Genomic DNA, 26,004 nt, shown 5'->3' on the forward strand with positions numbered 1-26,004 from the left:
TATGAACAACTGTGCTGCTGGCTGCAAGGAGTGAATTGGATATGAAAATAATAAAACAACATATTTTGTTCGATCTAGATGATACACTCGTGTACTGCAATAAATATTTCAACCTGGTGCTTGGTGAATTCTTCGAGAACATGCAAGAGTGGTTTGACGGACATGCACTAACAGTTCAACAAATTAGGGAGAAACAGCTGGAGATTGATGTAACCGGGGTCAACAAACTGGGATTTGCAAGTCACCATTTTCCACAATCCCTTATTGATACCTACCGTTACTTCTCCCAGAAGTTCTCAAAACCCACCTCTCAACAAGAAGAGTCTTACCTCACCAAATTGGGGATGAGTGTATATGACCAAGAGGTTGAGCCTTATCCTCATATGGTCGAAACGCTGGAGAATCTTAAATCGGCTGGACATGCCCTCTACCTGTACACAGGTGGAGAAACCGTAATTCAGCAGCGGAAGATTGACCAGATGAAGCTTTCGGCTTATTTTGATGACCGGATCTACATTCGGCAACATAAGAACATTGAAGCGCTTGAAGGTATACTCTCTACTGGACCTTTTGAGCGTCGTGCAACGTGGATGATTGGAAACTCACTGCGTACAGACATCATGCCAGCAGTGACGGCCGGCATCCATAGCATATATATCAAACAGCCGAACGAATGGCAATACAACATGGTAGAGCTTCAACCTAATCCCGAGACATCGATGTATACCATCACGGCCCTGGAAGAGGTACCGAAGGTTATTCATGAAAATATACAACAGCAGCAACAAAAAAGGACCCTTGGATAAGGGTCCTTTTCTTATTTTATTGTAATTGAATTTGACGCTGGCCCATCAGGCATCACATTCTTCTTACAGCCTTAACATCCAATTAACCTATGCATCCTGCTTTTCCGCAGATAGCTTGCCGGTTATCTTATCTTGCAAAATAATACGAGCCTTCACCGTACTTCCGTCTTTTCGTTTAAAAGCTAATACTTGAGTACTTCCCTTTTCAATCAACGCTTTTAACATCGTACTGGTGATTTTCTTACCGACGTACTCTTTCCATATGACAAACCCGCAGCCTTCTTTGAAACGTGTACAGCCATAGCCTTTCTTGCCTTCAATGATCTGACCGGTGCAACCCGGTGATGGACAAGATGCCAGCGTTTCTCGAACGCCCGATTGACTGGAAGTCGAAGATCGAGTTTGTGCTATCGCGTTCGCGACACTGCCAGTTCTGGATGAAGCTCCTGACGTTTGACGTGAAGTCTTCGAACCCGCACTGGTACTTGAGCCCGTACCTGATGTCTTGGCAGAAGTTGTCCTGGTGCTGGTTTTCTGGGTTTTGGCTCCCTTGCCTTTACCCCGCCCCCCACGTGTATCTTCACCAAAAGCATCCGCTGGTGCCGGTGCCTGCACACGTACTTTATCAATAATGGACATCGTAAATTTTTTGACGTTCTCCATAAACTTGTCCTGGCCCGCTTCACCTTTGGAAATTTGGTACAATCTTCTTTCCCATTGGCCCGTCATTTCAGGCGAGGTTAACAGATCTACGCCTGCCTTACGGATCAACTCAATGGCTGTCCGGCCCTTCAACGTCAGTTGCATCTTTTTACCCTGCATCGTAATGTAACCCACGTTTTTGAGTCGTTCGATCGTTGCCGCACGTGTCGCAGGTGTCCCTAGTCCACTGTCTTTCATTGCATCACGTAACTCTTCATTCTCGATCTGTTTCCCTGCACTCTCCATTGCTTTTAGCAACGTTCCCTCAGTATAACTCTTGGGAGGCTGTGTCGCCTTCTCCTTGAATTCACTCTTGGTACATTGAACAGGCAATTCAGGTTGAACAGCAAATGCCTTGTCTGTCCATTCCTCTGCTTCCTCTTCTTCGTTGCTGTTTTTCTTTGTCTTTTTCTTGCCTGTCTGCTCCTGATCTGAAGACCCCAATACCACCTTCCACCCCAGTGACAGCAGTTCTTTCACAGATGTCTTGAACTGGTGTTTCTCAACGTCAGTGAGCACGGTATGCTGCTTATACTCTGCTGGCGGATAGAAATGAGATAAGAAACGCCTTACGATCAGATCATAGATATTCTGTTCATCCTTGGATAACGTACCCGGTCGTTTCAATGTAGGCAGAATCGCATGGTGATCCTCAACTCTGGACGGGTTACATACACCCTTGTTACCTTTATGAACAAGTTCAGGTTTCGCTCCTTGCGCCAGTTCACTATAGGGTCCATTTTTAAGCAGATTCAGCGTTTTGTGCATACCTTCAATATTCTGTTCCGTAACATAGTTTGAATTGGTCCGTGGATAAGAGATCACTTTATGTTTCTCGTAAAGCGCTTGAGCAATATCCAACGTTTTCTTCGCTCCATATCCATACTTCGCATTTGCTTCACGCTGCAAAAGGGTCAGATCATACAACCGATATGGATACTCCTTGGTCTGTTTTGCTTCGTACTTGGTAATCTGTCCTGTCTTCCCCTTCACACTGGTCGCAATTGATTCAGCAATGGCGGGGTCGGTCAGCTTGTCCCCTTGACGTAATCCCCTGTACTCCACTCCTTCTTGACGAAACCATGCGGCTACTTCATAAAAAGTCTGGGACTGGAACGCTTCAATCTCGATTTCCCGATCATAGATCAAGGCCAGTACCGGAGTCTGCACCCTACCTACAGAGAGCAAGGCATTATGTCTTGTAGTGAAAGCCCGGGACGCATTCATGCCAATCAGCCAATCCGCTTCACTACGCGCTCTGGCAGCATGGGTCAAATTCTCAAATTCCGAGGCATCTTTCAAACCGTCAAAACCACGTTTAATACTCTCAGCGGTCAGGTCCGATATCCACAGACGTTTGACAGGCTGACGCAGCTTCAACTGTTGTTGAATTAAGGCAAAAATATACTGTCCCTCTCGCCCTGCATCACAAGCATTAACGATGGCCGATGCCCTTTTCGCAAGTTCTCCGATCATTTTCAGTTGATCTTTCGTTCTGGGGTTGGGTACAATCTTAAACTGATCCGGAATGATCGGCAGGTCGCCGATATTCCAGCGCTTGTACTTTGAATCATAGGCATCCGGTTCAGCAAGTCCCAATAGATGACCAATCGCCCAGGTGATAATGTAATGCTCACCTTCCAAATAATTGCGATTGTTCTTGGCTCTTGGTTCTATGACGGCGGCAATGGTTCGGCCCATGTCGGGCTTTTCCGCAATAACCAGTGTCTTCATCCGTCCATCTCTCCTCCTTCACCGTCCAGATGACGGCAAAAAGGGGCCTTCCGCCCACGGAAGCCCCTTGCTTCTGAAACTTATTATATCAGATTTTGGTTGCGGGAGCATCCTCCCCATTAGATTTACCCTGCTGCCTGTTCATTCAAAGCCTGCTTCGCTCTACACTCTTTGCATACGCCCTGAAAATCAAGCCGATGGTCTGTAACGGCAAAGCCGTATTGACGCTCGATTTGTTGTTCAAGACGAAGCAAACCATCCTCCATAATCTCTTCTACAGTGCCACACTCTGTGCAAATCAAATGATGGTGGTGATGTGAACCATCCGTACTTCGCAGGTCGAAGCGCGCAGCACCGTCCCCAAAGTTAATCTTTTCTACGACCTGCAGGTCACTAAGCAGTTCAAGCGTACGATATACGGTAGCCAAGCCAATCTCCGGGAATTGTTCCTTGACCAGCAGAAATACTTCCTCTGCGCTAAAATGATCCTTCTCATGTTCAAGTAACACACGTACCGTAACTTCTCTTTGTTGTGTCAGCTTATAACCTTTTGCAACCAACTGTTTTTTAATGTCATCAATCTGTTCTGAAATGGATTTGTCCCGGTTACTTGCCATAAAGATTGCACCTCCGGATATTATAATTTCACAATTTGTGTAGTTTTCAAGTAAGTGTCATTATGCTTCTTATTTATAATCATTATAATGTAATAATAAATCTTTATGAGATAAAAAGCAATGCTATACCTCACAGTTGTCTAAAATAATTGTAGCTGAAGGACTCATGTAATCATAAAAACAACAAAAAACTCCCGCTAATTGCGAGAGTTTTGTTGAATCAATTATATATTTTATTTAAAAATTGCAAATCCATATCCATATGCGGCTCATTAACTCGTTATACGAGAACTGTAGCACCCATCAAGTATTTGTCCACTTCACGGGCAGCTTCACGGCCTTCATTAATTGCCCATACAACCAGACTTTGACCACGACGCATGTCACCTGCTGCAAATACTTTATCCACATTGGTATTGTATTTACCGTAACGCGCCTTAACATTGGTACGACGGTCTGTTGCAAGTCCCAGTTGTTCCACCAAAGTCTGCTCCGGTCCGTCAAAACCGATAGCAATCATGGCCATTTGAGCTGGGAAGACACGCTCTGTACCCGGAATCGGCTGATAGATCTTACGTCCCGTCTCATCTACAATACGCTCGATTTGAACGGTGTGAAGTTCTTTGAGATTCCCCTCATCATCACCCACAAATTTGGTCGTCATGATGGAGAATTCACGTGGATCGTCACCGAACAATGCTTTCGCTTCTTCCTGTGCATAATCAAGAGTATATACGTTCGGGAATTGCGGCCAAGGGTTATTAATACGATCCCTTTCCATAGGAGCCTGAGTATGTGTACCAAATTGTGTAATGCTCCGACAACCATGACGAAGTGATGTAGCTACACAGTCGGAACCTGTATCCCCGCCACCGATGACGATAACATCCTTGTCCTGTGCTGACAGGTAATTACCATCCTCCAGATTGGAGTCCAAGTAACTTTTGATGCTGCCATTCAGGAAATCCATGGCGTAATGTACGCCTTTCAAGTCACTGCCTTCAATGTTGAACTCACGTGGTTTGGTTGCACCGCCGCACAAAACAACCGCATCATAATCATCCACCAGTTGCTGCGCAGCAATATCTTTACCGATCTCCGTGTTAGTTACAAATTGAATGCCTTCTGCTTCCAACAAATCAACACGACGTTGAACGACGTTTTTGTCCAGTTTCATCGTAGGAATACCATACATCAGAAGTCCGCCGACACGGTCGGAGCGCTCGTATACCGTCACCGAGTGACCTGCTTTGTTCAACTGAGCTGCCGTAGCCAAGCCTGCAGGACCTGAACCTACAACTGCTACACGTTTACCCGTACGTTTCTCTGGAGGCTGGGGAACCACCCATCCTTCTTCAAAACCCTTTTCAATAATCGCTTCTTCAATCGTTTTGATGGTTACAGGTTCACCGATAAGTCCCACTGTACATGATCCTTCACAAGGAGCAGGACAGACACGACCTGTAAACTCAGGGAAATTATTCGTTTTGTGCAGACGATCAAGTGCTTCTCTCCACAAACCACGATACACCAGATTATTCCATTCTGGAATCAGGTTATGCACAGGACAGCCCGATGTTCCGCCAGTCATATCTATACCTGTATGGCAATACGGGGTACCACAATCCATGCATCGTGCACCTTGTGTTCTGAGCTCTTCTTCAGCCATATGTTTATGAAACTCTTCCCAATCCTTAACCCGCTCCGCTGGTTGGCGGTCCGCAGGCAGCTGCCGTTTGTATTCCATAAATCCAGTAGGTGTAGACATCTTACGTTTTCCCCCATCCGTTCTTGTCTTAATCCCTTCATCTGCATGGTTCTATATGAAATGGATTACTCATGTTTGAGTTTTTGTATATTGTATCACAAAATCTTCTCGAAGATATTTCAATTATAGTAGCATTTTGCATGCTGAATATTAAATGGATTATCCGAATAATTATTTGTATTTTATACATCATATCGTCCAAGTCTACCCATGGTCAATACCCTTAAAATGGTTATTTCTGAGGTCTGACTATACGAAAGCAGGCGTTTAATTAATGAAAAAACGACAGCAACGTTATTTAAATGTAAGGTAATTTATCATTAAAAACAACATTTTTTATTGTCTTAGGCTACCAAATCCGAACAATAACTAATTTTAGGGCTTTACAACGGTGAAATCCTACAATTTTTATACTTTTTTACTAAAGAGATTTTAGAGGCTATGTATTACAATCATTTTCTTCGTTAATCAAACGTTATATTTATGTCATCTTTATGTGATTTCGTATTTATTTCATTTTATTTTTAAAAGAAAAGACGCTGTTCACGAATATTTCGTAAATCAGCGCCCTTATATTTCATTTATAGCGTAATTTTGGGCTCTTTTACTTCATCTTATGTCCCTCTTACCGTTTTCGTTCGTAGAACTCAAACGTATACGCATAAACATTTTTTTCATCTTGCTCGCCTTCGATCTGTTCTGTTAGCTCCCACTCCGACCAATCCATCTCCGGGAAAAAGGTATCCCCTTCAAAATTCTCATGGATTTTGGTTACCACCAGACGATCTGCGAGCGGCAAAAACTCACGATAGACCTGAGAACCGCCAATGACGCAAAGCTCTTCGCCTTTTGTAACTTCCAGACCCTCTTCAATCGTATGCACCACTTCAGCCTGATTCGCTTGATAGTTAAGATCTCTGGTTACAACAATATTCCGACGTTGCGGAAGCGGCTTGCCTCCAAAGGACTCCCATGTATTGCGTCCCATAATAATCGTTTTGTTTAACGTACGTTGCTTGAAAAAGGCCATATCTTTAGGCAAACGCCACGGAATGGAATTATTCAATCCAATGACGCCATTCTCGCCCATCGCCCATACAAGTTCAATGCTCAAGATTACACACTCCTTCAATCCGCATCTGTTTAGAGGTTGTTGAAAATCACGTTCTTATACAGCAATCGGGGCTTTAATTCCCGGATGATGCTGATAGTTCTCAAACTCAAAATCATCAATCGTATAATCAAAAATGGAATTCGGCTTGCGCTTGATAACCAACTTAGGCAGCGCGAATGGCTCACGCTCCAATTGAGTTTTTACTTGTTCCACATGGTTTGAGTAGATGTGTACATCCCCACCGGACCAAATAAACTCCCCTACTTCAAGATCACACTGCTGGGCAATCATATGTGTCAGTAGCGCATAGCTGGCAATGTTAAATGGCAGCCCGAGGAACGTATCTACAGAACGCATGGTAAGCATACACGATAGTTTACCCTCAGCCACGTAGAACTGAAACGCGAAATGACAAGGAGGCAATTTCATGTTGTTAATCTCCGCCACATTCCAGGCACTAACGAGATGACGCCGCGAATCCGGATTATTTTTGATCGAATCAATAACGGCTGCAATCTGATCGATCTTCTCTCCGTTAGGTGCTTCCCAGGTACGCCATTGTGATCCATACACCGGACCTAGGTCGCCATTCTCATCTGCCCAATCGTCCCAGATCTTCACGCCGTTTTCCTTGAGATAGGATATATTCGTATCCCCGCTCAAAAACCACAACAACTCATGAATGACTGATTTAAGATGGATTCGTTTGGTGGTTACCAGCGGAAACCCTTCGGATAGGTCATATCGAAGTTGTCTGCCAAATACCGATTGTGTTCCAGTACCAGTGCGATCTCCCTTATGCACGCCTGTATCCAGAATATCCTGTAATAAATCGAGATAGTTTTTCAAATTATATTCCCCTCGCACTTTTATTCATACTAAACTAAAGAATATTTACACTTACCACTCCGATGACAGAACAACCTTCCGATCGCTGTTATCCCCAGTTTTTTTTGATTTCCTTTTTCAAAAGTATAAATTCTGGGGATAAAGGCGAAGCGGATGCTTCCGATGCAGCTTTCCTTCAGAAAGCTTTTAGCTCCGCTTCTACAGATTTTTTCTGTCCTCTACGTTCTCGTGTAAAAGGTTAGTTTAACTTACTTAAATACTAAATATATAGACCGTGATTGGCTTGGAGCCACATCATAACTGATCATTACTACAGTGTACCACAATTGAGTTGTTGGATAAAATCAATTCACTAAAACTTTTGAGTGTGTAACTTTTTCATCATATCATATACACTCGTATCTTGAATTTCTCGGCTTTTGCTCAGAAAAAAGAGACGAACAACGCGTTAACGTCATTCGTCTCTTCTGATTTACGTATAATTCCGGACGAATCCGAAGCTTAGACGATATTAGCGGGAAATGATGTGGATCGGGTGACCCATAACCAGTTCCGCAGCTTCCATCACGATTTCGCCCAAAGTAGGGTGAGCGTGAATAGTCAGCGCCAAATCTTCCAGAGTAGCACCCATTTCAATTGCGAGACCAAGCTCAGCAATCAGGTTGGAAGCTTCCAGACCTACGATTTGGCAACCCAACACGAGGCCGCTTTCTTCGTCAGCAACGATTTTCACGAAGCCTTCAGCGTGGTTCAAAGATACAGCACGGCCATTACCCGCATATGGGAATTTGCCAGCTTTTACTTTGTAGCCTTTTTCTTTAGCTTCTTTCTCAGTGTAACCTACGCTGGAGCACTCAGGATCTGTGAACACAACTGCAGGCATACATTTGTAGTCAACTACAGATGGTTGTCCTGCGATCGCTTCAGCAGCCACTTTACCTTCATAAGAAGCTTTGTGGGCAAGTGCCAGACCGGATACGATATCACCGATTGCAAAGATGTGAGGAATGCTAGTACGGCCTTGGTGATCAACTTTAACGAATCCACGCTCGTCAACGTCTACGCCAATCAGTTCCAGACCAAGCTCTCCGTCTGTATTTGGACGACGTCCTACAGTAACCAGCAGGTAATCTGCAGTTACTTCTTTGGATTCACCATTTACGGAATATTTAACAGTTACATCTTTATCCGTTTGCTCAGCACTTTCAGCTTTTGCACCCGTTACGATTTCGATGCCTGTTTTCTTCATGTTTTTAGCTACGAGGCTAGTCATGTCTTTATCGAAACCTGGCAGTACAGTATCCAAACCTTCGATGATTGTTACTTTAGCACCGAATTTAGAGTACATTTGGCCAAGCTCAGCACCGATATAACCGCCACCGATAACGATCATGCTTTTTGGAACTTCAGGCAAGTTCAGAGCTTCTGTAGAAGACAGAATGCGTCCGCCAAACGGGAAAGGTTTCAACTCGATTGGACGGGAACCTGTTGCAATGATTGCATTTTTAAATTTGTAACGTGGAGACTCATGATCGTTGAATACACGAGCTTCGTTTTCGTTGATGAACATGCACTCACCGTTGAAAACTTCAACTTTGTTGCCTTTGAGCAAACCAGCTACGCCGCCAGTCATTTTCTTAACAACGCCGTTTTTGAATTCTTGAGTTTTGCTGAAGTCCACTTTTACGTTCTCAGCAGAGATACCAAAAGCTTCGCCATGCAATGCAGACTCATATTGGTGTGCAGCCGAGATCAGGGCTTTGGATGGAATACATCCGCGGTTCAAACAAACGCCGCCCAGTTCGGATTTGTCTACGATCAATACGCTTTGGCCCAGTTGAGCAGCACGGATGGCAGCTACATAGCCACCAGGACCCGCACCAATTACTAATGTGTCGATATTGAGAGAAGCGTCGCCTACTACCATATCTTACACCTCCATAACAAGCAGCTCAGGGTTAGCGAGCAGCTGTTTAATGTAGTTCATAAAGTTTTGTGCTGTTGCGCCATCGATGATACGGTGGTCGAAGCTCAGGGAAAGAGCCATTACAGGTGCTGCAACTACTTCGCCATTTTTGATAACGGCTTTTTCGCTGATGCGTCCCGTTCCGAGAATTGCAACTTCTGGGAAGTTGATGATTGGAGTAAAGAACATACCGCCAGCAGAACCAATGTTACTGATGGAGATTGTGCTTCCTCTCATTTCGTTCGCGCTCAATTTGCCATCGCGGCCACGAGCTGCCAGATCACGAATGGAATCAGCGATCATCCAGATGGATTTACGATCAGCATCTTTGATAACAGGAACGATCAAGCCGTTGTCTGTATCTGTAGCGATACCGATGTTGTAGTATTTTTTGTATACAATTTCATTAGCTTCTTCATCAATCATAGCGTTCAATGCTGGGAACTCACGGGAAGCTGCAACCAGAGCTTTAACGATGAATGGCAGATAAGTTACTTTTGTACCTTTTTTCTCAGCGATAGGTTTCATACGAGTACGGAAAGCAACCAGTTCAGTTACGTCCACTTCGTCCATGATTGTAACGTGAGGTGCTGTGTAAGCTGATTTAACCATCGCATTGGAGATCGCTTTACGGATACCTTTGAATGGTACGCGCTCTTCTTCCACACGTTGATCAGCTGCAGCTGCTGCTGGTGCTGCGGATTTTTTCTCTTCTTGAGCCGGAGCTTCGGAAGATGCAACTGCGGAAGAACCGCCACCGTTTTTGAAGGATTCAACATCTTCTTTAGTAACTTTACCATTGTTGCCAGTACCGTTAACTTGAGCGATGTCTACGCCTTGTTCGCGAGCAAATTTACGCACGCTTGGTGTTGCCAGAACGTCTTTGGCAGGTACTGCCGGAACGCTGTTGTTTCCGCCTTCTTTAGCTGCATCCGAGCTGGAAGCTGCTGCTGAAGAACCGCTTGTGTCAGCTCCGCCTTGAGCTGCATCTTTTTCTTGATCGTCTGCAGGAGCGTCGTCTTGCTCAGGAAGCTCGCCTTCAGCATCGATGATTGCAACAACTTCGCCAACGTGGCAAACTTGGCCATCTTTTGCGAATACTTCTGTTACTGTGCCGTTAACCGGACAAGGTACTTCAACGACCGCTTTGTCATTCTGTACTTCCATGATGATGTCGTCGTCAGTTACTTTGTCACCGACTTTGATGTGCATCTTGATGATTTCGCCTTCGTGAAGGCCTTCGCCCAGTTCAGGGAATTTGTATTCAAATTTAGCCAACTGAAAAACCTCCTTGATTATGTCTCAATCCTGAAAACAACCCTTAACTCCAAGAAACAACCGTTACTGCTAGTGCAATAAACTGTTACTCAAGGGGCTAATGGCTGTTTACAGTGCAGCTTGCGCTGCGGTGTGGATCACCATACTGCGCCTTGCGGCATGTCAGATGATTAAATTAGAAATTTACGACTTTGTTAACCGCAGCAACGATACGTGCTGGGTTAGGAAGCCATGTATCTTCGATTTGTGCAAATGGATATACAGTATCCGGACCAGCTACACGCAGAACCGGTGCTTCCAAGTGCAGGATTGCTTTTTCATTGATTTGGGCAATGACTTCAGCTGCAACACCTGCGCTCTTTTGAGCTTCCTGTACAACAATTGCACGGTTTGTTTTCTTAATGGAAGCAACGATAGTATCGATGTCGATTGGGCTAACCGTACGAAGGTCGATAACTTCAACTTTGATTCCTTGTTTTTCGAGTTCTTCTGCTGCTTTCACAGAAGTGTGAACCATCATACCGTAAGTAACGATAGTTACATCAGAACCTTCACGAACAACGTTCGCTTTACCCAGCTCAACTGTGTAATCTTCTTCAGGTACTTCTGCACGGAATGCATGGTACAAGTTCAAGTGCTCCATGAAGAATACAGGGTCGTTATCGCGAATAGAAGCGATCATCAGACCTTTTGCATCGTAAGGGTTAGAAGGTACTACCACTTTAATACCCGGAGTTTGCGTAAGCAAACCTTCGAGGGAATCTGTGTGCAATTCTGCCGCTTTTACACCGCCACCGAATGGTGTACGGAATACGATTGGAGAATTATATTTACCGCCGGAGCGGAAACGCATACGAGCTGCTTGAACTACCATTTGGTCAAGGGCTTCGAAGATAAAACCAACGAATTGGATCTCGGCAACCGGACGGAAACCTTGAACACCCAAACCTACAGCCAGACCGCCAATAGCGGACTCAGCAAGTGGAGTATCAAATACACGCTCTTCGCCAAACTCTTTTTGCAGACCTTCCGTTACACGGAAAACGCCGCCTACATTACCTACGTCTTCACCGAAAAGCAGAACGTTAGGATCACGTTTCAACTCAACGCGAAGCGCATCACGAATTGCTTCTTTCATGTTCATTTGTGCCATTTGCTTCATTTCCTCCTTAAACATTGACAGTTCACATTTGAATTCATACATGTATACCGGGACACGGGAACCCGTCCCGGATGTTTATGCTTTATCGGAAAAAACTTATTGGAAATCAGCTTTTTGCTCTTCCAAGTGCTTAGGCGTTTGTTCGAACATGCTGTCGATCAAGCCTGAAATCGTCATTTTCTCGGTTTTTTCCGCTTTTTTGATCTCTTCGTTCACTTTTGCTTTTGCTTCTTCTTTCACACGTGCTGTATCTTCTTCAGTCCAAAGACCTTTTTTCTCCAGATATTTAGCAAAACGTGCGATTGGATCTTTAGCATTCCATTCAGCCTCTTCTTCTTTTGTACGATATTTGGAAGCATCGTCAGAAAGGGAGTGAGGACGGAAACGGTAAGTTACTGCTTCGATCAGAGTTGCGCCTTCGCCGTTACGACCACGTTCAGCAGCTTCCTGAACCGCTTTGATAACTGCGAAGATGTCCATACCATCAATTTTAACACCTTTGATACCTGCTGCTACCGCTTTGTGAGCGATGGACAGAGCTGCCGTTTGTTTGGCAAAAGGAGTTGTAATGGCATAACCATTGTTTTGTACGAAGAAAATAACAGGCAATTTGTAAACACCAGCGTAGTTCAGACCTTCGTAGAAGTCACCTTCTGAAGAACCACCATCACCTGTGTACGTAATTACAACTTGTTTTTGTTTCTTCAATTTGTAACCCATAGCAATACCCATTGCGTGCAGGATTTGTGCACCAATGATGATTTGCGGCATCAATACATTAACGCCATCTGGGATTTGTCCACCATGTTGGTGTCCACGGGAGTACAGGAACGCTTGATAAAGAGGAAGTCCATGCCACACGAGTTGCGGAATGTCACGATAGCCAGGACATACAAAGTCTTCTTTTTCAATTGCAAATTCACTACCAACCATTGTAGCTTCTTGACCAGATACTGGAGCATAGAAACCAAGACGACCTTGACGGCCCAGGTTTACTGCACGGTCATCCCAAGTACGGGTAAATACCATGCGGTACATAATTTCTTTTAATTGATCGTCGGAAAGTTTAGGCATCATGTCTTTGTTAACGATTTCGCCATCAGGAGACAGCACGGACAGAGCTTCTACATCCTCCGTATATACTTCATAAGGAACCTTGCTCATTTTTTTCTTCACCTCAACAAAAAATTTGAATATCAAGTTCCGCTGTTATAATATTATTATACACCTGTTTTACTGCATACGTCAAAGATATCCGTAATTTTTTTATGTTTCCTTCCGGATTGTATGTATAACAGGGTCTTAATATTGGTATAACAGCATAATACATGTTTGCGTATTTGACCTATCCCCGCACAAGCTTAATCTTACCGTATTGCGCGGTCGAATGCAAAAATTAACCGAGAAAGGTGACGTTTTATGACGGATTCCCGCTATTTGAAACGCACGATTGTGAAGGAAGAGATTGAGAGCCGCTATCTGGGAGAGAAGCGCACACTACGAATTTATCTTCCCCCAGGCTATAACGAATTGTTATCCTACCCTGTCGTTTATTGTCAGGATGGTGAAGAATTCTTCAACTTTGGACGTATCGCCACCACTGCCAACCGCATCATTCTCGACGAGGGAGCCGAACCTTTCATTATAGTAGGAGTTCAGGTTGATGTGTCTGTAAGAACTCAGGAATACGCCCCTTTCGGCGATCGGTTCAAGGCGTATACCTCATGCTTCGCTGAAGAGATTATTCCCTATGTAGAAGAGAAATATCCTGTTCGCCGCTCTCCGCAGGAACGTATTCTTGCCGGCGACTCGCTGGGTGGCAGCGTTTCGCTTCATCTTGCTCTACTCTATCCAGACCTGTTTACCCGTGTCATCAGTATGTCTGGAGCTTACTACTCCGCATCCCAGGAAATTTACGCTGCAGCTGAAGACTTGTCCTGGTTATCAATCTGGATGATTGTTGGTCTGCAGGAGACTGCCTTTGAGGCAGATACCGGCACGTATAATTTTGTTCAATTAAACCGGGATACACGGGATTTGCTTGAAAAACGAGGTGCACTCGTCTCCTATCAGGAGAAAGACGGGCATCACCAATGGGGATTCTGGCAGAACGAGTTGCCGGAAGCACTGCTTTATTTTCTTCAAGAAAATTAATTGAATTATTGAACAGGCGGCTGAAATGCCGCTTTTGTTTTACAATTTTATGACAACGCTTACACCAACACTCAAAAAAGAAGCAGGCTCTCTCCTGCTTGTCCGTTCCAGCTTCTTCTCTTGTATCAGACTTGTCATTCCAAGCAAATATAAAAATTGTTATGTCAATGAATGTTCCTTTTCAATCCGATCCAGCAACACGTCACAACCTGCATCAACCAGCCTGTACACTTCTTCAAAATTCCCTGTATAATACGGGTCGGGTACTTCACGGAGCGTCTCGTCCGGCAGCAGATCCATCATCTTGATAATTTCCGCATCTTCACCACCTGTTACACTTCTTACGTTAGCTGCGTTGGAATCATCCATGCATATAATGTAATTAAAATGTGTGAAGTCCGCACTCGCAAATTGCCTTGCCGCCATATTGGCATAAGAAATTTGATATGAATCCAGCAATGATCGAGTCCCCTCATGAGGTGGTTTTCCAACATGCCAGTCTCCTGTACCTGCTGAGTCCACTGAAATCTGCTGATCAAGTCCTCTTTCACTCACTTTATGTCGGAGGACAGCCTCAGCCATTGGTGAGCGGCATATGTTACCCAAACATACAAACAAAACGTTAATCATGTTATTCCCCCTTACTCAAGGTGCGGTTAAGTGGCGTTGGTGCTATCTGAGGTTTCACACTCTCCGTCTGTACCAGAGAACGACGTGGCAGCTTCCATTTATAATGAACAGAACACATCCGGAAGAACACAACTGCAGCGAAACATATTAACAGTCCAACGTTCGTTGTGAACCATCCCATACCTATGGCAAAACCAGCTGTTATTGCCCACACCGCATAAATTTCATCGCGCAGTACCAATGGCTTCCTGCCTGCCAGTAGATCACGAATGATTCCTCCGCCTATACCGGTCATCACTGCGGCTACAATAACCGCACTAATGGGATGTCCCATATTGGCCGCGTACAATGCCCCTTGAATCGCAAATGCTGCAAGTCCAATCGCATCGAACAGCGCTTCTGTCCGCTTCCAGTGACCAATCCACTTAAGAGGTAGTACAAATGCAATCGCTACAGATATTAGGGCGAGCATAATCAGCATTCCCTGGCTCCACAGCATCGTTACGGGTACACCAATGAGAACATTACGAATAACCCCGCCTCCAAATGCGGTTACAAGTCCCAGTACCAGTACGCCCAAAATATCATATTCCTCTTCCATCGCCACAAAAGCCCCGGACATTGCAAATGCAATGGTACCTATAATGCTGAATACTTCAAAAATGTGCAAGTCCAACCTGTTCAAACCTCACTTTTCAAGTCATCTCCATGTCGCTCTACCCATTGTATCCGCGCATGCCGAAATTGTGCAACCACATTTTGTGGATTATACTGGTTTTGTGAATGATTTTTGCATTATTCTAACACCTTAATTAGAAGTGAATTGTTTCTTTATTGATTAGGAAGGATGAAATAGAATGACTAAGAAACGAATTGTTATTTTCACAGGCGGAAACCTCTCTCCTCAATTTCTACAAGAAATCGGTAAGGATGACATCATTATCGCAGCCGATCGTGGGGCGTTATTCTTAATAGAAAACGGAATTCAGCCACATATCGCAGTAGGAGATTTCGATTCTATTACCGAGCAGGAACTGGAGCGTGTGCGAGATAACAGTGAACGGATAATCACCTGCGATCCTGTGCTTAAGGATTTGACGGATACCGAGATGGCATTTGAAACAGCACTCGATCTTGAGCCTACTGACATTCTTATGTTGGGCGCAACGGGCACACGCATGGATCATACGCTGGCTAACGTACATATTATGGTCCGCGCTATGCAGCATCATATTTCCTGTACTCTGCAGGATGAACACAATTATATGATGCTAACGACCTCCGAAGCTTTTGTGGAAGACCGTGGATATGAGTACATCTCCCTGCTCCCACTTACTAATGAAGTAACAGGTATTACACTGGAAGGTTTCATGTACCCGCTAGATCAAGCTACTATACGCATGGGACAGTCTTTGGGGATTAGCAACAAACTGCTTGGAAAGTCTGGCACCGTATCAATCGATAGTGGGTTATTACTCATTATTCAGAGCAAAGATTAACCTTCTGCCTATACTTATTACGTTTTTGTAACCAATGATTTAGATTAAAAATAAGCAAATAAAACAGCAAAGACCCTTGATATATCAAGGGTCTTTCTTATGTTTGTAGCATTTGAGGTTCGTCAATGATTAATTTTTTGACATTTTTAATGGTATTTTAATAAACAAACCCAAAACGTTGCGGCCCTAGGGAGGAGAAGGTTCCATCCAATTTCTAGGCTGTTACAAAGCTGTTATACTCGCTCTAGCAACTAAACGAAAACGAATTTTGGAGGTACTCACATGAAAACAAACATCTTTGTCCAAAAGGCCGTAACCGTCGGGTTGTGCGCTACACTAGGTTTTGGAGCTGTATTAATGACTAATGCACCTGTTGCACAGGCAGCAAGCGCTTCTGTATCCACAGGACAACAAATCGTGAACTATGGTAAAACCTTTACAGGAACTCCATATAAATTTGGTGCGTCAACTTCTACTACCAAAAATTTTGACTGCTCTTCATTTATGAAATACATCTTTAAAAAGTATGGTGTTGATTTGCCGCGTACATCCGTTAAGCAATCCAAAGAAGGCGTAGCTGTGTCCAAAGCAAATCTGCGAGTTGGAGATCTGGTCTTCTTCTCCAGCGGTAGTCGCTCCACAGGCTCCAATATTACTCACGTAGGCGTATATGCAGGCGACGGAAAAGTTCTGCACACGTACGGATCACCAGGTGTAACTCTCTCCGACTTGAACTCGGGGAACTGGAAGAAAACATATATTAAAGCTCGCCGCGTACTGTAGCTCATATTTTAGAGATAATGAAGCGAGTGGGGCCGGATCTAATGATCCGGTCCTTTTATATTTACCCAATGAAGTTCTCTGTACAAACAGGATTTATGTGGAAAACAGACTCTAAGTTCGTTGAGACGACCTCTTTTATTGTGTATGAAGCATATAACCCACTCCACGAACGGTATGAATTAATTTGACACTCCTACCCTTATCCACCTTCACTCGTAAATGTTTGATATACACATCCACCACATTGGTATCCATTGCAAAATCATACCCCCATACTTCCCTTAAAATAACGCTCCGGGGACACGCCTCATTCACATGACGGGCCAAAAATTCCAGCAATTCGTATTCTTTCGGAGTCAATACTAGGTATTCGCCTGCACGACTTACACGGCGTGAACGCAGATTGACCTTGAGGTCATGAACTACAATGACTTCTTCATCTTCCTGTGAAACATGTGAGAACACACGTAAAAGATTCCGTATTCTGGCCATCATCACATTGCCGTGAATAGGTGCTTCCATCACATCATTAGCGCCGTAATCGAGCAATTCCACAATTAATTCAGGTGATATCTTGGGAGTTATTACAAGCAATGGAGATGTTACTCCTATGTGCACAAATGACTCTAGTCCATTTTTCAGGGCATCTTCATGACATCCTTCATTTATTAATATGATCATATTGAGATTCGTGAGTGTTGGTTCAGAAAGACGGTTCAGATCTGTCCATTCCATTTGCTCGACCTGGTACCCTTCAGCACACAATATGCCTTGAATAAAAGAAACCAGATCGCCCCTGCCAACCAGTAATATGGATGTTTTCATTTTTTTCACCCGGCCTGTCTTATACGCTGCTACATTTGCTGGTTAAGACTACACTTAGTCTCCACATACATACTTGTGACCACTGTGCTTCGCAGCATTGTTGTATGTTTATCATGCCGTAAAATGAAAAAGTCCATTCCCGGAAGGAACGGACTCGGAACAATCATTTGATTTTTCTCTAACCAAAGTACCGGTGAACCAGCGTACGCGCCTCTGCCGTGTCTTTTGTTCCATGAACAAGGACACGACCATCCTGAAAAATGACCATCCTGTGTGATCCAGTTGTAAAAGAAACCAAAAATGCATTAGCCTCCACTTTGCCTTCATCCAGCTTGCCGAGACGATCAGCCGTATGCTGTAAATCCAGATTCATCCGCCGTGAAGGGCGAATCTGAACCGTATCCCTGCCACATAATACGTCTGTTTTCTCCAGATTTGAGGCAGAGAGGTACGGAAAGTTAGCCTTTACTCCGCAGGAAGGACAATCTTCTTTTCGGGCACCGTCGACGTTAATGGATATGTATTCATTTCTCCACACATCGAATGATAACAACTTGCGTCTCAATGCACCTGAATTACCACTGAGAAGCTTCATCGCTTCGGCAGTCTGATTAGCCGTAACCATCTGCACCGCCTGAGGGATAATGCCTGACGTATCACAGGTATCCCCACCTAACGGAACCTCACCCAACAAACAGTTTAAACAAGGCGTTTCTCCAGGCAGAAACGTGTAGGTAATTCCATAACTCCCCACACATCCCCCATAAATCCAGGGAATACGATACTTCTGTGACATATCATTTATTAATAGCCGGGTATCAAAATTATCTGTTGCATCCATGATCAAGTCTGCGTTCTGAACCAATTCCTCCAGTTCATCTACTCTGACGTCCATCACTTTGCCTACAACCTCAACGGTAGAATTAATGTCAGATAGACGATTCTTTGCTGCCATCGCTTTGGGCATTCGCTGAATCGCGTCATGCTCTATATATAATTGCTGTCGCTGTAGGTTGCTCCACTCCACATAGTCACGATCTGCAATGGTAATATGGCCAATTCCTGAACGTACCAGTGTTTCAGCAATGCCCGTACCAAGCGCGCCCGCTCCAACAATTAATACTTTACTGTTATTCAATCTATGCTGACCTTCCTTACCAATAGGTGCATACCGTTCCTGTCTCGAATAGCGGTCTCCCTGTTCAGAAGATTGTGTCTGATTATTCATGTATGAACCATTCCTTCCGCCGGACTACTCGCTGCTGCATAGCGCTTAACGGGAATCATGCCTGCCTCATAAGCCAGTCTACCTGCTTCAACCCCCATTCGCATTGCCTTCGCCATCTTCACGGGATCTCCAGATCCGGAGACAGCCGTATTTAACAAAACACCGTCTGCTCCCAGCTCCATCGCATGAGCAGCATCTTTAGGTGCACGAAGTCCTGCATCCACAATAACAGGAACGACGGCTTGTTCAATAATAATCTCCAGGTTATAGGGATTAATAATCCCTCTCCCCGCCCCTATGGGTGAAGCTCCAGGCATAACAGCATGTACGCCGAGTAGCTGCAATCGCTTGGCCAGAATAACATCGTCCGAGATATAAGGCAGTACCGTAAAGCCCTTTTCAAGCAAGATTTCGCAAGCTTTATAGGTTTCAATTGGGTCAGGAAGCAAAGTGATTCCATCGCCGATAACTTCTACTTTTATCATATCACAAAGTCCTGACGCTCGAGCAAGTTCAGCGATTCGCACAGCTTCCTCTGCTGTTGAAGCACCCGCTGTATTGGGAAGCAGGGTATACCTTTTCAAATCCAGTGTGTCCAGAAAGTGCTGTTTGTTTCGATCTTCCAGATTCAATCGCCGAACTGCAAACGTTAAAACTTCCGTACCTGAGACCTCAACCGCCTGGCTCTGCACTTCCAAATCCGAAAATTTGCCTGTACCCAGCAGCAATCTAGATTCAAACGTATAATTTCCAATTCTCAGCATAATTCAACCGCCTCCCACAAAATGTACAATTTCAATTCGGTCTCCGTCTCTTAACGCTGTCGTTTCATGATATTCCCGCGTTAAAATTTGACGATTCAATTCAACCACGACGGTTTTCACTTGCAAATTAAATGAATGGAGCAATTTGTCTACACGATTTAAGCTATCTTCAATTTGCATGGTTTGTCCGTTGACAATGATGTTCACTGCAACATCTCCTTTCTGTTCAAACGTTCTGGACTAAGAGCTTGAATCCCAAGTTCTTCCGAGGTTTTGCCACAAATCAAGTCAGCCATGAGGCTGGCTGTAATTGCACTAAGCAATATTCCGTTACGATAATGTCCAAAAGCAGCGAATAAACCCGGAACACTTTCACAAGCCCCTACATACGGCAATCCATCCGGAGTCGAGGGACGAACACCAGCCCACGCTCGGATAAAATGCGCTTCCTTCATGCCAGGAACCCAATTTGTCGCAGCTGTAAGCAACTTCTGAATACCTTGGACCGAAACTTTCATGTCTGTTCTTCCTGGAAGGCTTGTTGCACCGAGCCATACTTCTCCATTGGCTTTGGGAACAATATATATATCCTCTGCATACACCGTTTTGTCAGGTCTGTAACCGACATGATGGGGTGAAAACTGCACCGCTGCAATCTCCCCTTTCACAGGCAAAACAGGCGATTTCAGACCCACTTGTCTCATCAATTCTTCACCATGTAACCCTGTAGCAATAATGACATTTCTCGATGTCATCGTTCCTATTGAAGTCTCAACCCCTTGCACACCGTTCATATCCGTATACAAACGGACATCCTGTACACCTTCCATCACCCTCGCACCCATGGCTTGAGCTGATCTGATATAAGCTTGTGTTAGATTGACGGGAAGAACCTCGCTCTCGGAAGGTCTGTAATATGCACCATACGTATCCCTGTTTAACCATGAAGCTTCCTGTTGGACAGCGACTCGATCCCACCAAATATGTTCTGTAGATAAGGTAGACGATCGATTATTTTTGTAACTGCTGACCTCACTGTATGAACGAAAAGGAGTAATAAAGCCATGCTGTTGCAGCCCCATCTCCACTCCGCTAAGCGAACTGATTCGTTCCTTCTGCTCATGAAGCAAAGCTCTGCTCTTCCGTGCAAGCTTCGCCATTACAGCATGAGTGAATTCCTCACTGTCAGCAGCAAGCATCCCGGCAGCTGCACAGGAAGTTCCTCCAGCAATCCGCGCCCGCTCAACCAGAAGAACATCATGACCTCGGCTAGCAAGTTCACATGCGATGGCACAACCGATAACTCCTCCGCCTACAATAATGGTTTCTGCATGAAGCTTGCCTTGAACTTCCGCTCCAACTTTACTTCCCGATACTATTCCTGGATGATAGCCTGAACGATTCCTGCTTCGACTTCTTGCTTCCTCTCTCATGGTCTCATCTCCCTGGTTCAACATACCTCTCTGAATCCTCGATCGCCTGTCGCAATGAAGCCGCGGCCAGTTTCGGCTCATCGTTCGACCAAATCGTTGAAATCACAGCTGCTCCTCTGGCACCAGCAGTTTGAATGGCAGCAATTTTCTCAGGACTAATCCCGCCAATCGCGATCACCGGAATTGAAACATTGGAGCACACCTCAGCCAACGCACTAAGCCCTCTTGATTCGCAATTAGGTTTACTATTTGAAGCATAGACGTGCCCATAAAAAAGATAATCCGCTCCACGTTCTTCAGCAATTTTTGCTTCTTCCAGAGAATGAACCGATATGCCTACGCGCAGCCGATCGTCTCTCTTTAACTCATCCTTATCGTAACTGCGAATAACTGATTGACCCCAATGCACACCACCAAGCGACGTATGTTGATCCAGCTGATCTGAGCCATTCATAATGATTCGGTTAGATGGAACACCTTGTGTTTTCAGACTTTGCGCCCAATACATCTGTTGCTCAAGAGGAAGCTTTTTTTCCCGAATATGGATATAATCGACCCACCGCCATATATCCTTAGCAATATTCAGAAAAGAGTCCATGTCTCCTGTACCTGGTGAAACCACATGCAGTTCGAATGATCTTGTAGTTACATGTTCGTGGAAGATTGCCGTCCCGTTCTCCCTCCTTTTTGCATGATTTAAGCTAATACAAAACAAAAAAAGCCACTCCCGTAGGGGAGTGGCCACGAATTTAGAATTCATGGATCAACTGAATGACTGTACAATGCAATTACTCTATACATAAAACATAACAACTATAGAAACCATCCATAGTCGCAACGCTGTTACATAGAGTTGCATGATTTATCTTGCAGGCAATATCGTAAAGTCATCGATAAAGCTCTTTGTCATTAGTTGAAACGCACCACTTCCCTACGCTGGTATGATCCAGATCAGGTACAAAGGGTCCGGAATCGCATTCTTCCATCTCAGCCGCATCGTGCGGCCCCCCTAGTGTTCATATGAAGCTGTAGCCTATGTTACCATAGACACCTTTTTTTGTCACCGTACATTTCCATTTATTACGTTATTGTTTTTCGGACCAAGCTTCAACATCCCACGTTTTGGTAACCCAACCTTCATAAAAATCAGGTTCATGGGATACGAGCAGTACGGTACCCTTGAATTCTTGCAAGGCACGTTTCAACTCTGCTTTAGCCGTTACATCCAAATGGTTTGTAGGCTCATCGAACAAAATCCAGTTACTTTCACGCATCAGAAGTTTACACAGACGAACTTTGGCTTGTTCACCACCACTAAGCGCGTTAAGCGGGCGGGTGATATGCTCATTTTTCAATCCACAACGTGCGAGATGCCCCCGGACTTCATTCTGTGTCAAATGAGAAAATTCGTTCCACACATCTTCGATTGGAGTAATATTACCTGCACGTACTTCCTGTTCGAAATAGGCTGTTTCCAGATAATCACCCAAGAAAGTCTTACCGCTGATAGGTGGGATTTTCCCCAGAATAGTCTTGAGCAATGTGGATTTACCTACACCGTTACATCCAACAATGGCAATTTTCTCGCCACGCTCAATCGTCATCGTCATTTTAGGCAATAATGCATATGAATATCCAATTTCAAAATCAATACCCTCAAAGACGGTTTTACTACTCGCCCGGGCATCCTTGAATTTGAATGTGGGTTTAGCTGCTTCGTCTGGACGATCAATCCGTTCAATCTTACCGAGCTGCTTCTCACGGCTCTTGGCACGACCGGAAGTAGAAGCGCGGGCTTTGTTCCGCTGAATGAAATCTTCCTGCTTCTTGATAAACTCCTGCTGTTTCTCATAAGCATCAATATGCTGCGCCTTGTTCATGTCGGCCATTTCAAGGAATTTGTTATAGTTCGCTGCATAACGCGTCAACTTGGCAAATTCCAGATGATAAATAACATTAACGACCTCATTCATAAACTCCGTATCATGCGAAATCAGAATAAACGCATACGGGTAATCCTTCAGGTAACGCGTCAGCCATTCGATGTGTTCCACATCGAGATAGTTCGTCGGCTCATCTAGCAGAAGTGCAGTTGGTTTCTCCAGTAAGAGCTTGGCAAGCAATACCTTCGTACGTTGACCACCACTAAGCGCGGCCACGTCACGATCCAGCCCAATGGCGGACAAGCCCAGTCCATTTGCCATCTCTTCCACTTTCACATCAATCAGATAAAAATCACCTTGCTCCAATTGCTCCTGAATGTCACCCATTTCTTCCAGCAACAATTCGAGCTTGTCTGGATCGGCATCTGCCATCTGATCCGTGATGGACATCATTTCCTTTTCCAACTCAAGCAAGGGCAGGAACGCATCCTTAAGCACATCACGAATCGTTTTTCCAGGCGTGAGCTTGGTATGCTGATCCAGATATCCATAACGAACTTTGGGGGTCCATTCAACCTTCCCTTCGTCCTTTAACAATTTCCCGGTAAGGATGTTCATCAGTGTGGACTTGCCTACACCATTTGCACCGACAAGGCCAACACTCTCTCCAGCAAGTAAACGAAAAGATACATTTTTAAATAACGTGCGGTCTCCAAAATTGTGACTCACGTTCTCTACTGACAATAAACTCATAAGATGAGGTTGCTCCTATCTATTGGACATTACTATCGTTCCGAAACCCTATTTTAGCACAGGTGTCGCCTTTTCTGAAAGTAATGTAAACATCTCATGCAACCTCGCTTTTATATTATAAACAAACTGCCTTTATTTTATGGAACAGTTATACTCAAAATAACCTTGCGCTGCCGCTTGTTTAGCATTTGTAAACACTTCTTCGGCTCTGTAGCCATTGTTACATGTGGAAGGATAGTAGTATTTAATTCCACTCACTGGATCCACTCCGCCAACCATCGCTGTTTTCTTCACCAGTCTGCCACCACCAATGGCATAATTGTTAATCTTTTGGTTACCTACAGGTATTCCCTGAATAAAAGCCATAAGCCCCGTGTCATTAATCGAATTGTACCAGTCTTCCTGAGAAATCAAAGGCATGGTAAAGGTATAGGAAACACCATTCCTTCTTGCAAACTCATTATGCCGGTTAATAACATCTGCCAAATCATCCTGCACACTTGTCACGATACGACTTCGTCTGATCTGCTCAAACGTCTCGGCATTTTGAAGCAGAGGGATTTGTGTACTGGAGGCAAGTTCTTTCTGGAAACCTTCAACCCACATGCCCAAGCCTGCATCATAGGCATACACATACCCATCAAGTGTGAAGTTAATACTGTTACCATTTAAATCAGAATATGTATAGGGCTTTTTTGGACTCCAAACTTGCCGGATTGAATCTTCAAGATCACCAGTCATCTCATTTTCATTCGCCAAAATGTAGTAACCATCATAATCCAGCACGACCATTGCTGGAATGTAATTAAACATGGCCCGTATAGCAGCAGGATCATCCTGGATCCCCATATTTAGCGCCATTGTTTGGGTAAAGGTAGTCAAGGCAAGCTCTTTATCCGCTTTTACAAATTTGGTCGAATCATACCCTGCTTCGTCGTTTTGCTTCTCATTTTGATGCATCACGGCCCCTGCATCCAGTACAGCAGTCTGAAGTGCCATCTTATATCGATTGCTTAAATATTGAGCCTCCTGGGCATTGTCTGTATTGTGAGAAATAACCCAGAATATAGGTAAAAAGATAAGCACAAACACAATAGAAAGATCAGTAATCTTCATTGAGCACCATACCCCCATAAGTGGTAAACACAGCTGCAGCTTGCGCAGACCCGTTTAACCACTCACGAATCAGCATGGCAGGTGTGCGATTGGTGTTTTTGACGGTTACTGTGAAGAAATCCCCCATTGCCAGTGTATATCTGCGCCCAGGATCGTCTAAAGCCAGAACACCAGACGAAGGAAACAGCTTTGCTTTAATCTGGGCTGAATAATAGCCATCCTGCACGGTTTCATAAGTACCAGAAAATGTGCTCTGATCCATCGGATCTGAGTAATGAGGAACATATTTTTTGTGCAAATGTTCCATGGAAATCTCATAGGCATTCCCCGTTCGGGCCATCTGTTCTTCGAACTCTGCATACATGGCAGGGGAAATGTATCCCTTTGTTCTGACTGCATCAACAAAACGGGTAACCGTCTGAACAACGGTCATACGTGCCATATCATCCTGTCGATCTGCAGTCTCTGCTGCCGGGTATACATAAAGCAAAATCGCTGCCAGCAAAACAGCAAGCAACTTGGATGCAGCATTAATCAAGGTGTACTGGCCTCCTTCCAAAATGCAATTTTCAGCAGTTCGCCAGTTCCACTTCTTATGAACTCAGGTCTATACGAAGCTGCAAGTTGCACAGGTATGGTTCCTCTTCTGTTTACAAGGGGATCAATGACATATGCAATCCCGTCCACCTGCACGCTGACCGTTGTCCCTGTCATTTGCCTCACAGTGTGTAACACTTCCGCACCACTATAACGGATTGGCTCGCTTATACGCAGCGTGGTATTCAACCGTCCTTCCATGTCTGTTGTCGTCTGCAGCAAGTGATTCAAAGCGTCTGATAGAACCCGAACATTCTGCTGCCCGTACAGGCAGGCTGTCACAAATAGGACAACCACCGTACAGAACAACATGAGCTGCTGTGTATTCTGGGACATGTTGAAC

25 protein-coding genes and 1 riboswitch are annotated in these 26,004 nt (G+C 44.5%); of the genes, 4 read left to right on the forward strand and 21 right to left on the reverse strand.

The annotated features are described in order from the left end of the window. Positions 1-41: 41 nt before the first annotated feature. On the forward strand, positions 42-806 hold the full coding sequence (locus tag HP548_RS17260) for an HAD family hydrolase (RefSeq protein WP_076289131.1): 765 nt from the start codon (positions 42-44) through the stop codon (positions 804-806). 87 nt (positions 807-893) lie between these two features. On the opposite strand, the gene HP548_RS17265 is transcribed toward HP548_RS17260, so the two are convergent. The 9 genes from HP548_RS17265 to pdhA all read right to left on the reverse strand — a co-directional run bounded on the left by HP548_RS17265 (position 894) and on the right by pdhA (position 13,160). After that, positions 894-3,242: a type IA DNA topoisomerase gene (locus tag HP548_RS17265; protein ID WP_076289130.1), complete on the reverse strand. Its 2,349-nt coding sequence runs from the start codon at positions 3,240-3,242 to the stop codon at positions 894-896. A 125-nt stretch (positions 3,243-3,367) separates the two neighbouring features. Continuing rightward, entirely contained in the window at positions 3,368-3,835 is a 468-nt protein-coding gene (gene fur / locus HP548_RS17270) for a ferric iron uptake transcriptional regulator (RefSeq protein ID WP_024633997.1), read from the reverse strand. A 304-nt stretch (positions 3,836-4,139) separates the two neighbouring features. Continuing rightward, positions 4,140-5,627 carry a glutamate synthase subunit beta gene (locus HP548_RS17275; protein ID WP_024633996.1) on the reverse strand — a complete coding sequence of 496 codons (1,488 nt, stop codon included), beginning with the start codon at positions 5,625-5,627 and terminating at the stop codon, positions 4,140-4,142. Between the two features lie 625 nt (positions 5,628-6,252). Beyond that, on the reverse strand, positions 6,253-6,741 hold the full coding sequence (locus HP548_RS17280) for a dihydrofolate reductase (protein ID WP_175382355.1): 489 nt from the start codon (positions 6,739-6,741) through the stop codon (positions 6,253-6,255). Between the two features lie 54 nt (positions 6,742-6,795). Next, positions 6,796-7,590, reverse strand: coding sequence for a thymidylate synthase (gene thyA / locus HP548_RS17285; RefSeq protein WP_175382356.1), 795 nt, complete (start codon positions 7,588-7,590; stop codon positions 6,796-6,798). A gap of 511 nt (positions 7,591-8,101) precedes the next feature. Continuing rightward, entirely contained in the window at positions 8,102-9,517 is a 1,416-nt protein-coding gene (lpdA, locus tag HP548_RS17290; RefSeq protein ID WP_175382357.1) for a dihydrolipoyl dehydrogenase, read from the reverse strand. Positions 9,518-9,520: 3 nt separating this feature from the next. Beyond that, the gene (locus HP548_RS17295; protein ID WP_072733282.1) at positions 9,521-10,834 is read right to left on the reverse strand and encodes a dihydrolipoamide acetyltransferase family protein; all 1,314 of its coding nucleotides are present in this window, start codon (positions 10,832-10,834) and stop codon (positions 9,521-9,523) included. A gap of 175 nt (positions 10,835-11,009) precedes the next feature. Further along, positions 11,010-11,987, reverse strand: a complete 978-nt coding sequence (locus HP548_RS17300; protein ID WP_072733283.1) for an alpha-ketoacid dehydrogenase subunit beta — start codon at positions 11,985-11,987, stop codon at positions 11,010-11,012. A gap of 105 nt (positions 11,988-12,092) precedes the next feature. Next, positions 12,093-13,160 carry a pyruvate dehydrogenase (acetyl-transferring) E1 component subunit alpha gene (gene pdhA, locus HP548_RS17305; protein ID WP_053780908.1) on the reverse strand — a complete coding sequence of 356 codons (1,068 nt, stop codon included), beginning with the start codon at positions 13,158-13,160 and terminating at the stop codon, positions 12,093-12,095. Positions 13,161-13,415: 255 nt separating this feature from the next. Between pdhA and HP548_RS17310 the strand changes: the two genes are divergently transcribed. Then, positions 13,416-14,150 (forward strand): alpha/beta hydrolase, encoded by a 735-nt coding sequence (locus HP548_RS17310; protein ID WP_076289127.1) that lies wholly within the window; start codon positions 13,416-13,418, stop codon positions 14,148-14,150. Between the two features lie 159 nt (positions 14,151-14,309). Here the strand turns inward: HP548_RS17310 and HP548_RS17315 are convergent, their stop codons facing one another. Then, positions 14,310-14,780: a low molecular weight protein-tyrosine-phosphatase gene (locus HP548_RS17315; protein ID WP_076289126.1), complete on the reverse strand. Its 471-nt coding sequence runs from the start codon at positions 14,778-14,780 to the stop codon at positions 14,310-14,312. 1 nt (position 14,781) lies between these two features. Continuing rightward, positions 14,782-15,450 (reverse strand): trimeric intracellular cation channel family protein, encoded by a 669-nt coding sequence (locus tag HP548_RS17320; RefSeq protein WP_076289350.1) that lies wholly within the window; start codon positions 15,448-15,450, stop codon positions 14,782-14,784. A 187-nt stretch (positions 15,451-15,637) separates the two neighbouring features. On the opposite strand from HP548_RS17320, the gene HP548_RS17325 reads away from it, so the two are divergent. After that, on the forward strand, positions 15,638-16,279 hold the full coding sequence (locus HP548_RS17325) for a thiamine diphosphokinase (protein WP_076289125.1): 642 nt from the start codon (positions 15,638-15,640) through the stop codon (positions 16,277-16,279). A gap of 282 nt (positions 16,280-16,561) precedes the next feature. Next, complete coding sequence (locus HP548_RS17330; RefSeq protein WP_076289124.1) at positions 16,562-17,062, forward strand: C40 family peptidase; 501 nt, start codon at positions 16,562-16,564, stop codon at positions 17,060-17,062. Positions 17,063-17,197: 135 nt separating this feature from the next. Here the strand turns inward: HP548_RS17330 and HP548_RS17335 are convergent, their stop codons facing one another. From HP548_RS17335 to HP548_RS17380, 10 genes are all read right to left on the reverse strand, one after another. Continuing rightward, positions 17,198-17,887: a winged helix-turn-helix domain-containing protein gene (locus HP548_RS17335; protein ID WP_246318116.1), complete on the reverse strand. Its 690-nt coding sequence runs from the start codon at positions 17,885-17,887 to the stop codon at positions 17,198-17,200. A gap of 178 nt (positions 17,888-18,065) precedes the next feature. After that, positions 18,066-19,115: a ThiF family adenylyltransferase gene (locus HP548_RS17340; RefSeq protein WP_175382358.1), complete on the reverse strand. Its 1,050-nt coding sequence runs from the start codon at positions 19,113-19,115 to the stop codon at positions 18,066-18,068. Then, a complete protein-coding gene (locus HP548_RS17345) occupies positions 19,112-19,879 on the reverse strand; it encodes a thiazole synthase (RefSeq protein WP_175382359.1) in 768 nt (255 codons plus the stop codon). The genes HP548_RS17340 and HP548_RS17345 overlap by 4 nt, the downstream gene beginning before the upstream one ends. A gap of 3 nt (positions 19,880-19,882) precedes the next feature. After that, positions 19,883-20,086 carry a sulfur carrier protein ThiS gene (gene thiS, locus HP548_RS17350; protein ID WP_063562837.1) on the reverse strand — a complete coding sequence of 68 codons (204 nt, stop codon included), beginning with the start codon at positions 20,084-20,086 and terminating at the stop codon, positions 19,883-19,885. Next, positions 20,083-21,312, reverse strand: a complete 1,230-nt coding sequence (gene thiO, locus HP548_RS17355; RefSeq protein ID WP_175382360.1) for a glycine oxidase ThiO — start codon at positions 21,310-21,312, stop codon at positions 20,083-20,085. Before thiO ends, thiS begins: the two co-directional genes overlap by 4 nt. Before the next feature lie 4 nt (positions 21,313-21,316). After that, on the reverse strand, positions 21,317-22,027 hold the full coding sequence (locus tag HP548_RS17360; RefSeq protein ID WP_175382361.1) for a thiamine phosphate synthase: 711 nt from the start codon (positions 22,025-22,027) through the stop codon (positions 21,317-21,319). A 196-nt stretch (positions 22,028-22,223) separates the two neighbouring features. Continuing rightward, a riboswitch (TPP riboswitch) is annotated at positions 22,224-22,333 on the reverse strand. 64 nt (positions 22,334-22,397) lie between these two features. Then, positions 22,398-23,948, reverse strand: a complete 1,551-nt coding sequence (locus HP548_RS17365) for an ABC-F family ATP-binding cassette domain-containing protein (protein WP_175382362.1) — start codon at positions 23,946-23,948, stop codon at positions 22,398-22,400. 132 nt (positions 23,949-24,080) lie between these two features. Further along, positions 24,081-25,064, reverse strand: a complete 984-nt coding sequence (locus tag HP548_RS17370; RefSeq protein WP_175382363.1) for a hypothetical protein — start codon at positions 25,062-25,064, stop codon at positions 24,081-24,083. Further along, the gene (locus tag HP548_RS17375) at positions 25,051-25,602 is read right to left on the reverse strand and encodes a hypothetical protein (protein WP_076289116.1); all 552 of its coding nucleotides are present in this window, start codon (positions 25,600-25,602) and stop codon (positions 25,051-25,053) included. The genes HP548_RS17370 and HP548_RS17375 overlap by 14 nt, the downstream gene beginning before the upstream one ends. After that, on the reverse strand, positions 25,599-25,997 hold the full coding sequence (locus HP548_RS17380; RefSeq protein ID WP_175382364.1) for a hypothetical protein: 399 nt from the start codon (positions 25,995-25,997) through the stop codon (positions 25,599-25,601). Before HP548_RS17380 ends, HP548_RS17375 begins: the two co-directional genes overlap by 4 nt. Positions 25,998-26,004: the final 7 nt, after the last annotated feature.

This window comes from Paenibacillus taichungensis, assembly GCF_013359905.1.
GTDB lineage: Bacteria > Bacillota > Bacilli > Paenibacillales > Paenibacillaceae > Paenibacillus > Paenibacillus taichungensis.